Origin of the sequence: Halioxenophilus aromaticivorans (genome assembly GCF_042850945.1) — a bacterium.
GTDB lineage: Bacteria > Pseudomonadota > Gammaproteobacteria > Pseudomonadales > Cellvibrionaceae > Halioxenophilus > Halioxenophilus aromaticivorans.
In genome coordinates, this window is sequence record NZ_AP031496.1 from 882733 (window position 1) to 894134 (window position 11402).

General features: G+C 50.8%; 12 protein-coding genes, 5 tRNA genes and 1 rRNA gene. All 18 read left to right on the top strand.

What is annotated here, in order from left to right; all coding sequences use genetic code 11:
• The first annotated feature begins 14 nt into the window (after nucleotides 1-14).
• The 18 genes from rrf to rplL all read left to right on the top strand — a co-directional run bounded on the left by rrf (nucleotide 15) and on the right by rplL (nucleotide 11355).
• Nucleotides 15-130, top strand: a 5S ribosomal RNA gene (gene rrf, locus ACGHM3_RS03880).
• An 865-nt stretch (nucleotides 131-995) separates the two neighbouring features.
• The gene (locus ACGHM3_RS03885) at nucleotides 996-1556 is read left to right on the top strand and encodes a chorismate pyruvate-lyase family protein (protein ID WP_345426244.1); all 561 of its coding nucleotides are present in this window, start codon (nucleotides 996-998) and stop codon (nucleotides 1554-1556) included.
• Nucleotides 1557-1672: 116 nt separating this feature from the next.
• Nucleotides 1673-2782, top strand: a complete 1110-nt coding sequence (gene alr / locus ACGHM3_RS03890; RefSeq protein ID WP_345426246.1) for an alanine racemase — start codon at nucleotides 1673-1675, stop codon at nucleotides 2780-2782.
• Nucleotides 2783-2793: 11 nt separating this feature from the next.
• Complete coding sequence (locus ACGHM3_RS03895; protein WP_345426248.1) at nucleotides 2794-3801, top strand: biotin--[acetyl-CoA-carboxylase] ligase; 1008 nt, start codon at nucleotides 2794-2796, stop codon at nucleotides 3799-3801.
• 41 nt (nucleotides 3802-3842) lie between these two features.
• Nucleotides 3843-4622 (top strand): type III pantothenate kinase, encoded by a 780-nt coding sequence (locus tag ACGHM3_RS03900; protein ID WP_345426250.1) that lies wholly within the window; start codon nucleotides 3843-3845, stop codon nucleotides 4620-4622.
• Nucleotides 4623-4863: 241 nt separating this feature from the next.
• Nucleotides 4864-5421 carry an SPOR domain-containing protein gene (locus ACGHM3_RS03905; RefSeq protein WP_345426252.1) on the top strand — a complete coding sequence of 186 codons (558 nt, stop codon included), beginning with the start codon at nucleotides 4864-4866 and terminating at the stop codon, nucleotides 5419-5421.
• A 62-nt stretch (nucleotides 5422-5483) separates the two neighbouring features.
• Nucleotides 5484-5559 (top strand) — tRNA-Thr (locus tag ACGHM3_RS03910).
• A 91-nt stretch (nucleotides 5560-5650) separates the two neighbouring features.
• Nucleotides 5651-5734 (top strand) — tRNA-Tyr (locus ACGHM3_RS03915).
• 386 nt (nucleotides 5735-6120) lie between these two features.
• Nucleotides 6121-6194: transfer RNA gene (locus ACGHM3_RS03920), tRNA-Gly, on the top strand.
• A 52-nt stretch (nucleotides 6195-6246) separates the two neighbouring features.
• A tRNA-Thr gene (locus tag ACGHM3_RS03925) sits at nucleotides 6247-6322 on the top strand.
• 133 nt (nucleotides 6323-6455) lie between these two features.
• Nucleotides 6456-7679 (top strand): elongation factor Tu, encoded by a 1224-nt coding sequence (gene tuf / locus ACGHM3_RS03930; protein ID WP_390517762.1) that lies wholly within the window; start codon nucleotides 6456-6458, stop codon nucleotides 7677-7679.
• Nucleotides 7680-7737: 58 nt separating this feature from the next.
• A tRNA-Trp gene (locus tag ACGHM3_RS03935) sits at nucleotides 7738-7813 on the top strand.
• Nucleotides 7814-7854: 41 nt separating this feature from the next.
• Entirely contained in the window at nucleotides 7855-8223 is a 369-nt protein-coding gene (gene secE, locus ACGHM3_RS03940; protein WP_345426346.1) for a preprotein translocase subunit SecE, read from the top strand.
• An 11-nt stretch (nucleotides 8224-8234) separates the two neighbouring features.
• The gene (nusG, locus tag ACGHM3_RS03945; protein ID WP_345426344.1) at nucleotides 8235-8768 is read left to right on the top strand and encodes a transcription termination/antitermination protein NusG; all 534 of its coding nucleotides are present in this window, start codon (nucleotides 8235-8237) and stop codon (nucleotides 8766-8768) included.
• A gap of 144 nt (nucleotides 8769-8912) precedes the next feature.
• Nucleotides 8913-9344: a 50S ribosomal protein L11 gene (rplK, locus tag ACGHM3_RS03950; protein ID WP_345426342.1), complete on the top strand. Its 432-nt coding sequence runs from the start codon at nucleotides 8913-8915 to the stop codon at nucleotides 9342-9344.
• A gap of 1 nt (nucleotide 9345) precedes the next feature.
• Nucleotides 9346-10041: a 50S ribosomal protein L1 gene (rplA, locus tag ACGHM3_RS03955; protein ID WP_345426340.1), complete on the top strand. Its 696-nt coding sequence runs from the start codon at nucleotides 9346-9348 to the stop codon at nucleotides 10039-10041.
• 321 nt (nucleotides 10042-10362) lie between these two features.
• Nucleotides 10363-10893 carry a 50S ribosomal protein L10 gene (gene rplJ, locus ACGHM3_RS03960; protein WP_345426338.1) on the top strand — a complete coding sequence of 177 codons (531 nt, stop codon included), beginning with the start codon at nucleotides 10363-10365 and terminating at the stop codon, nucleotides 10891-10893.
• Between the two features lie 81 nt (nucleotides 10894-10974).
• Nucleotides 10975-11355, top strand: a complete 381-nt coding sequence (gene rplL, locus ACGHM3_RS03965) for a 50S ribosomal protein L7/L12 (protein ID WP_345426336.1) — start codon at nucleotides 10975-10977, stop codon at nucleotides 11353-11355.
• The last annotated feature ends 47 nt before the right edge of the window (nucleotides 11356-11402 follow it).

Genomic DNA, 11402 nt, shown 5'->3' on the forward strand with positions numbered 1-11402 from the left:
CTCCTACAGAATTGCTTGACGACCATAGAGTCTTGGAACCACCTGATCCCATCCCGAACTCAGTAGTGAAACGTGACATCGCCGATGGTAGTGTGGGGTTTCCCCATGTGAGAGTAGGTCATCGTCAAGCTTCTATTCAAAAGCCCAGCCAATTTGGCTGGGCTTTTTTCATTTCAGCTTGCCGATGACCAATCCTTCGGATTAGGTCATGGTGATGACAGACATCCATGTCTGGTCCCCCTACGGGCAACCTTCGGTTGTCTTGATCGGCTATCCTGCCGATCAATCAAGCTCTTAAATCTAAACTCCGTCGGGCCGTGTAGGTGCTAATTCGTTAGCACCTACGCGGCCCGACGGTGTTTTTTTATGCGCGAAAGACGATGATCTGCTCTCACATGGGGGTATAAACAGAGTCGCGAAGCGACCATCGTGCTGCATGGTGGCGGCGTAAATTCCTTCCGAAGCAGTTGGTTCGACACCTCGACTTCGAATCGTTGCGCGACCGGAATTTACCCCTTAGGGTCGCTAACGCGATGTAAAACGGCATCCATGCCGTTTTGTCCCCATGTGAGTCTCACCGGTCCGCATTACCGCGTTACTGTTAATGCCAATGTAAAACTGACCCACCTTGCCAATCTAAAATTGACCCACCTAAGGTACGCTGGCGTCTAGGTTCTTATCTAGGAAGCTTCCATGATCTGCCAGAGACTTGTGTGACTGTCAACGCTTCATGTGAGTGGGTGTCGATCGTCCAATCGCATTTTCGGCTGTCTACGGCGGGTAAAATCAAACGGACCTGACCCCATTGGTTTCTGGGGTAGGGCGTCTAGTTGCTTGTTTTTCATTCTATTGTTATTTAGGCGTCAATATTTGCGCGGTCGGGTACCAGGGGCTTGCTTCTTTGTTCGTCTCTGTGTCTTACTTAAGGTGTTAAGCGTTTCAAGGAATGATGGCAGGGTTACCTGCCGAATGTGGCGAGTACAAGGGGTGTACGAATGAAATATCTATTTGATGGCCAGCGCGGTTCTATTTTTGTCTCTAACGGCTATTCCGAACAGCCGATTACCTCATATGCAGGCACTGTTATCGACTTGTCGAAGTTATCGGCTTGGTTGCGTATTCTGTTGGTTACCGACGGCACAGTAACGAAAACGTTAGAGGCGATGTTCTGGGAGCCTATTCAGATTGAGCTTGTTAAACAGGATTATCTGTCTGGCCCTGGTGGCGAGGAGTTGCTGGAGCGTGATGTGACGCTTATTGGCGTTAATACTGGCACCCAGTATGCCTATGCTCGATCCTACTTAAATACGAATCTAATGCCTGATAACTTGGTCGCTGCGCTTAAAAGCGGGGAGCGGGGTATAGGCTGGTTGTTGCGCCAAATGAGCACAGAGCAATATCGTGATATCGTTGAAATTGGATATAGCAACACGCTGGCAAAGCGTGATGTACCGGCGGGTTACGAGTCGGCCATTTTTCGGACCTATTGTATCAATGTCGGCGGTCGCCGGTTGATGCAGATATCAGAACACTTTCCAGTCGACCTCTATTTATAAGCTTGTAGTCATAGGCTTATAGAGTCACTTTCCATTGGGTTACTGCCAGTCTTGGTTAGCATTCGCTTTAAAGGCGGGTATAGTGGCGGCTTTTAATCGTCACGGCATTTCCATTTGTGATCCATAACTCCTACACCGCGTCTTCGTTTGCCAATCAATTAACCGTAAACCTGAAAGCTGTAGTGGCCAATTGGCGGCAGCTTGGTGCCCTCGGCAAAGGTGTTGGATGCGCTGCGGTGGTTAAAGCCGACGCCTACGGGCTGGGTGCTATTCCCATAGCTAAAGCTTTGGCAGCCGCGGGTTGCCAGGAATTTTTTGTCGCGTCTGTGGATGAGGGCCAAAGCTTGCGTGCCGCCATAGGCAAAGGCGCCGATATTTACGTGCTTAATGGCCTGGTTGGTGGCGCCATCGAAGATTTTTTGGGTCATGATCTTCGACCTGTGTTGAACGCCTTATGTCAAATAGAACGCTGGCAAGAACAAGTTGGTCAGGCGCCTTGTGCGGTAATGCTGGACACGGGTATGACGCGTTTAGGTATCAGCACAAGAGAGTTGAGTGTACTTCTGGATAAGGGACCGTCACTCAATTTGGTGCTTGCATTAAGCCATCTGGCCTGTGCTGATGATCCAAGTGCTGAGAAGAATAGTGTCCAGTTACAGCACTTTCGTCATTGCGTAGAGTTGTTGAAACCTCTCTATCCGGGCCTGCGCGCAAGTCTCTCTAGTACGGCGGGAATTGGCTTGGGTGATGGCTACCACTTCGATTTGTTGCGGCCTGGGATTGGGCTTTACGGCGCGAGCCCAGATCCTAACAATGCGTGGCCGTGGTTAGCGTCTGTGGTTGAGTTGCGTCTACCGGTGATTCAGGTGCGTACGTTAATTCAGCAGGCGACGGTTGGTTATGGTGCGAGCCAGACCGTTGTCGGGGGGAGCACCTTGGCTACCGTCTATGGCGGCTATGCCGATGGCTTGATGCGCAGTGTAGCGGGTAGGGGCTTCGGCTATTTGGCGGGCGTCAGGGTGCCCTTGGTTGGGCGAGTATCCATGGATTATTGTGTATTTGATATCACTGATGCAGTGCCTTGCTTGGTCGATGATGGGCAGGAGTGGCAGATCGAAATACTGGGTCCGCATCAGACCGTGGATGAGATTGCTTTGCAATCCGGCACGATTGGTTATGAAGTTTTAACGAGCATGGGGTGTCGTTATCAACGGCGCTATGTGTAAAGGTGAGTGTATTGAGTGAAATATCCAATCAGACCGTGGATGGGCTAATGCCGCTCATTCAGCTCCTGGCCGACGGTGGCGTGCATTCCGGTGAAGATCTGGGTGCCGCTATGGGCATTAGCCGTGCTGCGGTTTGGAAGCAGTTAAAGAAGCTTGAGTCTATAGGTTTGCAGGTGGAATCTGTGAAGGGGGTTGGTCACCGCCTGGTTAAGGCCATAGATTTGCTGGATCATCACGCGCTGCAGGGCGCTCTGTCGGGCATCGCTGGCGTCAGTATTTTCAATAGTATCGATTCTACTAATGCACACGTTGGCCAAGTATTGCGGGCCGGGCTAGATGCTTCTGCCACGTTTTTGTGTGCGGCTGAGATGCAAACCGCAGGGCGTGGTCGGCGAGGGCGAGCCTGGGTCAGTCCGTTCGCCGGAAATTTGTATTTCTCATATGGCTTTACCACCGCGCGAGGGGTGGCCTGCTATGAAGGATTGAGCTTGGCTGTTGGTGTGGAAATTGTCGGTGTGCTAACGCGGCTGCTTGGCGACGTCGGTTTCAGTTTGAAGTGGCCTAACGATATTTTGTTTGATGGCCGTAAATTGGGCGGCATTTTGATCGAAGTGGACGGTGATTTCGCCGGCGCCTGTAATTTGGTGGTGGGGGTCGGCATTAACCACCACATGCCTGCTGACGATGGCGCGGTTATTGATCAGCCCTGGGTTGATCTGCAGCAAATTGCCCGTAGTGCTGGGCAAGTGTTGCCGAGTCGAACAGTGTTATTGGTGGAGTTTGCCAAGGCGTTAGCGAAGCTTGCTGAAGTTTATCCCGAAGCTGGATTTAAATCCTATCGGCAGGCATGGCAGAACTTGGATTGCCATAGAGACCAGCCGGTAAGCGTTCACACCGGGGTGACGACAACGCAGGGCATCGCCCTGGGTGTAGATGATCAAGGGGCTCTGCGGTTGCTGGCGGATGGCGAGGAGCAGATATTTAGCGGCGGTGAAGTCTCTCTGCGTAGCAGCGAATGAGGCTAAGTGCGTAGCAAATGGCGTCGGAGGTGAGTCAGTAAATGAGGCTGGAGGTTGATCAAGGGAATACTCGGGTAAAATGGCGGCTTTCGTCTGTACAGGGTGTGCACGCTGAAGGGTCGCATTTGAATTTGAGCGCTGCCTCAGAGCTTGTTAATGGTGTTGAGTTGGCGCTCGGGCAGGGGGAGGGCATCACCTCTGCGGCACTGGCAAGTGTGGCCGGCGCTGAGCATCAGCAGGCCCTGGTAGATGCGTTGCAAGTTACCTTTGGTGTAACGGCTTTTTTGGCTCGGTCGGAACCCTCGCGTAGCGTCGCGGGTGTTGCGGTGATGAATGGTTATGACGATCCGTTGTCATTAGGTGTAGATCGTTGGCTTGCGGTAATAGCTGCTGTCGCTGAGTTTCCCGGTGTGCCTTTAGTGGTGGTGGATGCCGGCAGTGCCATTAATATTGAAGTTATTGCGCCCGATGGCCGTTATCTGGGTGGGTATATCGCTCCAGGGTTGTCTATGATGAGTAAAGCTTTATTAAACAATACTGGTAGAGTGATGTTTGATGTCGTCGAAAAGGCTATTATGGCACCTGGAATTAACACGGCTCAGGCAGTTGCAGGAGGTGTTGGCTTGGCGGCAATGGGCTTGGTGGACAGGGTGCTGGGTTATGCGCAGTCCAGCTGGCCTGGTCAGCCTGTGACGTTAATTGTGGCGGGTGGCGACGGTAACGACCTAATTGACGGTTTTCGAGGTGCGCTCTACCGTCCCAACCTTGTGTTGGATGGGTTATCAATCATGGCGTCCAACGGTGTTGGCGCTGTCGATTGAGGCTTCCTGAGGTTCAATCTTGAAAAAGTAGAAAGTTAAATTGCGTTTCATATTTATAAGTCTATTAGCAACGAACTTTGTGTTGGCCTTGTGGATCTTTTTCTTATCGAGGAGTACCGATCCTGCCATTGTGCATGCGGGGCCGAGCGCAGGCCAAGTTCAAGCAGCTAAAACTCAGGTGCCGCTCAAGCAAGCGGCTCAACCAACAAATACCACTTCAGTCCTAGAGGTTTCTCCGTCTTTGGCTGATGATGATCCTGGGGCTACGCAAGAAAGCCAGCCGGAGCCCGTGGTTGCCGCTGCGGTTGAGCCCGAGGAAGAACTCTGTACCGTGGTTGGGCCTTTTAATAATCTCGCTCAGGCGGACATTCTAGTGGAGCAGTTGGCAGCCCTTAACGTTCCGGCTTCACTGCAGAAGATTGAAGTGCCTGTTAAAAAGAATTTCTGGTTGTATTTAGAGCCTATGGCGAGTAAAGCCGAGGCGCTTAAAAAGCTTGCCGAGTTGCATGCCCAAAAGATCGATAGCTATATCATACCTAAGGGCGATTTGGTCAATGGCATCTCTATTGGCCTATTTGTAGAAAGTTACCGGGCAGAGTTTCGTAGAGATGAGCTCGCAGACTTGGGCTACGACGTAAAAATCCGGGTAGACATAAGAACCGCAGAGCAATCCTATGTGGTCGCAAAGGCCAAAGATGCTGTAAATGTGAGCGCCGCAACCTGGGCTCAGCTGCTAGAAGGCGGCGATAAGGTGACTTACAAACAAAATTACTGTTCAGATGTTGCATCCTTGCTGTAGTTTCACTAGAATCGCGCCTCCACGATTTGAGGGGCATATCAAACACCTCTCAATAAGCGTGTGCTGGCGTAGCTCAGTAGGTAGAGCAGCTGACTTGTAATCAGCCGGTCGGGGGTTCGACTCCTCTCGCCAGCTCCATTTTCACAACTTTTTTAGCTAAACCTGTGATTCCTAAAGGAAAATCAGTTGACAAAGGTTGTGGTGAGGCGGAAAATGCCCGCCTCTTTTCGCAGGGGTTCCCGAGTGGCCAAAGGGATCAGACTGTAAATCTGACGCGCAAGCTTCGGTGGTTCGAATCCACCCCCCTGCACCATTATTTGAGCCGAGTAAGTTACAGCTTGCTTGGAGTGAATCAGAGCGACGAAGCCGATAGGGTGGGTTCGAACCTGGTTCGAGAGCTTAAGCTCAACGTCGCGTAGCGACGGCCCGGAGGGTGAAGCCGTGAAGCGGCTGAATAATCCACCCCCTGCACCATTATTTGAGCCGAGTAAGTTACAGCTTGCTTGGAGTGAATCAGAGCGGCGAAGCCTGAAGGGCGTGTTCGACCTGGTTCGAGAGCGTAAGCTCCATGGTGTTTCCGAGCTGAGTAGATAGCGTTTTGCTCGTGCCTCGGAAGGCCAGTAAAACCAAGCTAGTCAAAGCTGATGCTGAAAGTGCCCGGGCTCAGCTGGCATTAAATGCCTTTAGTAGGGCGGCGTGGCGGGCATAGTTCAATGGTAGAACCTCAGCCTTCCAAGCTGATGATGCGGGTTCGATTCCCGCTGCCCGCTCCATATACACAGTTTCAAGGATGTCGCCAGTGTTTATCGGCACATCCATGATTACGCTCAAGTAGCTCAGTTGGTAGAGCACACCCTTGGTAAGGGTGAGGTCGGCAGTTCAAATCTGCTCTTGAGCTCCAGTTTTGCCGCAGGTTATGCGGCAGTATTATTTGAGATCTAAGTTAGACAGCTTGGGCTCTTATTGTTAGTGGTAGGTAAATTTGGGGCCAGTACGCTGAGCCTAGCCCACGTCCCTATTGAGGAGAGTTTGCAATGGCAAAAGAAACATTTGAACGCAGTAAGCCCCACGTAAACGTGGGCACCATTGGTCACGTTGACCACGGTAAAACCACTCTAACTGCAGCCCTGACTCGTGTATGTGCCGAGGTTTGGGGTGGCGCTGCGGTAGCGTTTGACGGTATCGATAACGCACCAGAAGAGCGTGAGCGTGGTATTACCATTGCAACTTCTCACGTTGAGTACGATTCTCCTACTCGTCACTACGCCCACGTAGACTGCCCAGGACACGCCGACTACGTTAAAAACATGATCACCGGTGCTGCACAGATGGACGGCGCGATCTTGGTATGTGGTGCTACCGACGGCCCAATGCCACAAACTCGTGAGCACATCCTGTTGTCTCGCCAGGTTGGCGTGCCTTACATCGTAGTATTCCTAAACAAAGCTGATTTGCTGGCGGAAGACTGTGGCGGCGTTGATTCAGAAGAATACGCTGAGATGCTCGAGCTGGTAGAAATGGAAATCCGTGAGCTGCTAGACACTTACGAATTCCCAGGCGACGACACTCCAATCATCGCAGGTTCTGCTCTGATGGCTCTGAATGGCGAAGACGGCAACGAGTTGGGCACTTCTGCTGTTAAGAAATTGGTAGAGACTCTGGATGAGTACATCCCTGAGCCTGAGCGTGCCATCGACGGTGCCTTCATTATGCCAATCGAAGACGTATTCTCAATTCAAGGTCGTGGTACTGTTGTTACCGGTCGTGTTGAGCGCGGTATCGTTAAAGTTGGTGAAGAAGTTGAAATCATCGGTATCAAAGACACCACCAAGACTACTTGTACCGGTGTTGAGATGTTCCGTAAGTTGCTGGACGAAGGCCGTGCTGGTGAGAACGTTGGTGTTCTTTTGCGTGGTACCAAGCGTGACGAAGTAGAGCGTGGTCAAGTGCTGGCTAAGCCTGGTTCAATCACTCCGCACACCAAGTTTGAAGGCGAAGTATACGTGTTGGGTAAAGATGAAGGTGGTCGTCACACGCCATTCTTTAAAGGTTACCGTCCGCAGTTCTACTTCCGTACTACCGACGTAACTGGCGCTTGTGAGCTGCCAGAAGGCGTTGAAATGGTAATGCCAGGTGACAACATTCAAATGACTGTTACCCTGATCTGCCCAATCGCCATGGACGAAGGTTTACGCTTCGCCATCCGCGAAGGTGGTCGTACCGTTGGTGCTGGTGTTGTAGCCAAAATCATCGAGTAATTTTCTGCTCGATACAGCCTACGCCTCGCGTTTGCGAGGCGTTTGCGTTTAAAAATCTAGGCCAGTAGTTCAATTGGTAGAGCGTCGGTCTCCAAAACCGAAAGTTGGGGGTTCGAGTCCCTCCTGGCCTGCCATATTCTGATCAGTTCCAGAAAGTTAAGCTAAGCGAGTAGGTATGAACAGCAAGGTGCAAGAGCCAGTCTTTCGTTTTGACGCGCTCAAATGGCTGTTAGTTTTAGTCATTGTTGCTGCCTGTGTTGTCGGCTATCAGTATTTTTCTGATATCCCATTTTTGTATCGTGTGCTGGCTTTGCTGGTTGGTGCTGCTTTAGCGTTGGTCATTGTTGCCTTTACCAAAAAGGGCAATGCGGTTTGGTCGCTTTTGCGAGAAGCTCAAAACGAAGTTAAAAAAGTGGTTTGGCCTTCTCGCCAAGAGACGAATCAAACAACTTTGATTGTTGTGGCAGTGGTATTTGTCATGGCTTTGATTTTGTGGGGGCTAGATTCGCTGCTCGGTTGGATTGCCTCATTAATTCTCGGTTAATAGGTTGATACATGGCTAAACGTTGGTACGTTGTTCACGCCTACAGTGGATACGAAAAGAAAGTTGCAGCTGCACTTAAAGAGCGTATAGAGCGCTTTGAGATGCAGGATGCGTTCGGCGATGTCCTGGTTCCCACCGAAGAAGTTGTCGAGATGCGGGCCGGGCAAAAACGCAAAAGTGAACGCAAGTTTTTCCCAGGTTACGTGTTGGTTCAAATGGAGCTCAACGACGACTCCTGGCATTTGGTTAAAGATACCCCCCGAGTGATGGGCTTTATTGGTGGTAAGGCAGATAAACCAGCGCCGATTACTGAGAAAGAAGCTCAAGCCATTTTGCAGCGGGTTGATGACTCTACAGAGAAGCCGAAGCCGAAAACCATATTTGAGCCAGGTGAGATGGTGCGCGTTGTGGATGGGCCGTTCAATGACTTTAATGGCGTTGTTGAAGGCGTTGATTACGACAAAAGCCGTCTTCAGGTGGCGGTGCTAATTTTTGGCCGATCTACGCCGGTAGAGCTTGAATTTACCCAAGTAGAAAAAGCTTAATACCTGAAGCTAAGAAGTTTCGTTAGCCAGCGGGCAGCTGTGTCCGCTGGTATTTGCAGTGGAAACACTGAATAAGCCGGGAAGCCTGGGACGGTTTACGCCAATAAACCAGAGGCGCTATACCCATTCATTGGAGCAATTATCATGGCAAAGAAAGTTGAAGCTTATATTAAGCTGCAAGTTGCCGCTGGTAAGGCTAACCCTAGCCCGCCAGTAGGTCCTGCACTTGGTCAGCATGGTGTGAACATCATGGAGTTCTGTAAAGCATTCAATGCACAGACTCAAAGCTTAGAACCTGGTGCGCCTGTACCTGTTGTTATTTCTGTATACAACGATCGTAGCTTTACCTTCACTATGAAAACGCCACCGGCGTCTTTCTTGTTGAAAAAAGCGGCGAATTTAAAGTCTGGTAGTTCGCGTCCGAACACCGACAAAGTAGGCAAGGTAACTCGCGCGCAGTTGGAGGAAATCGCCACTGCTAAGATGCCTGACCTAACTGCTGCCGATATGGACGCTGCTGTGCGCACTATCGCTGGTTCTGCCCGTTCCATGGGTATTGAAACGGAGGGTGTGTAAGATGGCCAAGTTGAGCAAACGTCAAAAATTAATTCGCGATAAAGTTGATCCAACCAAAGCCTACAGCATTGAAGAAGCCACTGCGCTGCTGCAAGGGCTGTCCACGGTTAAGTTTCCTGAAACCGTAGAAGCCGCGATCAACTTGGGCATTGACCCTCGTAAATCTGATCAATCTGTGCGTGGTGCTACAAGTTTGCCGCACGGTACTGGTAAGGAAGTTCGTGTAGCCGTGTTCTCCCAGGGCGCTGCCGCTGAGCAAGCCAAAGAAGCCGGTGCGGATTTGGTTGGCATGGAAGATCTAGCTGAGCAAATTAAAGGCGGCATGATGGACTTCGACGTGGTTATTGCCGACCCAGCAGCCATGCGTGTTGTTGGTCAGTTGGGCCAAGTGCTGGGTCCTCGTGGTCTGATGCCAAACCCTAAGACTGGTACTGTAACCCCAGACGTGGCCGGCGCTGTTAAAAACGCCAAGGCTGGTCAGGTTCGTTACCGCGCGGACAAGGGCGGTATCATTCATGGCGGTATCGGCCGTGTAAGCTTTGACACCAAAGCGATCAAAGAGAACTTAGAAGCATTGCTGGCTGATCTGAAAAAAGCTAAGCCTGCTACTGCCAAAGGTGTTTACCTGAAGAAGGTTTCTTTGAGCACTACTATGGGTCCTGGTATCACCATCGACCAAGCTAGCCTAGAAATCTAAGGCCAGCTGAAACGCTAAGAATTGGCGGATTCGTCCGCACACGTACTTTGGGGTCGGTGCAGCCTGTTACCGGTTGCGCGGCCGTCAAAGACCGTAGGGGTGGTTTTAGTTTAATAAGGCGCAGCTATTCTACGCTTTGCTAAACTGATCACTTAAAAGCGCATTTGCAACACCCTACGCAGACGGTGAGCCCGCATCAGTTTTGTTACAGAGCTGTTGATTTGGATCGCCGAAAGGGTTTTTGGTGCCAAGGCACTGAAAATTTTATTCAACGCCGAACGGTACTTGTTATGCCGTAAGGTTTAATCCAGGAGAAACAAAGTGGCATTAGGACTCGAAGACAAAAAGGCTATTGTTGCCGACGTTAACGAGACCGCTGTGAATGCTCTGTCGCTTGTCGTTGCCGACGCCCGTGGCGTTAACGTAACTGACATGACAGCTTTGCGTAAACTGGCTCGCGAAAACAACGTTGACCTGCGCGTTGTCCGTAACACCCTGGCTCGCCGTGCATTTGCCGGTACTGAGTTTGAGTGTGTTAACGGCGATTTGGTCGGTCCTTCGTTGTTCGGATTTTCTATGGAAGATCCGGGTGCTGCAGCACGAATCTTCAAAGATTTCGCTAAAGGAAACGACAAATTTGAAGTGAAAGTTCTGTCTGTTGGCGGTGAGCAATTGCCTCCTTCACAGATTGACGTGCTGGCCACGCTACCAACTCGCGACCAAGCGCTAGCTACTTTGGCTGCAACTTTGATTGCACCTGTAACCAAACTGGCTCGTACTTTCAACGAAGTACCGACCAAGGTTACCCGTGTTGTTGCTGCCGTACGCGACCAAAAGCAAGACGCCGCATAAGCCAACTGGCAATGTGTGCGTAGCATAGTGGTTCTAATTCGAAATAGTTTTTCAACAAATTTTATATTGGAGATCTGAGTCATGGCTCTGTCTAAAGAAGAAATCTTAGATGCAATCGCCGAAATGAGCGTTATGGACGTTGTTCAGCTTGTAGAAGCAATGGAAGAAAAATTCGGCGTTTCTGCCGCTGCCGCTGTGGCTGTAGCTGCACCTGCTGCTGGTGGCGACGCTGGTGCTGCTGCCGCTGAGCAAACTGAGTTCGACGTAGTGTTGACCTCTGCTGGCGAGAAGAAAGTTAACGCCATTAAAGCCGTTCGTGCGATCACTGGTCTTGGCTTGAAAGAAGCCAAAGAGCTGGTTGAAAGCGCTCCTAAGGCGATCAAAGAAGGTGTTTCTAAAGACGAAGCAGAAGATATCAAGAAGCAACTTGAAGAAGCTGGCGCGTCAGCTGAACTTAAGTAATCTTCGGACATCTTATGTCGACCGTCGGTTTGTAAAAATCGACGCGG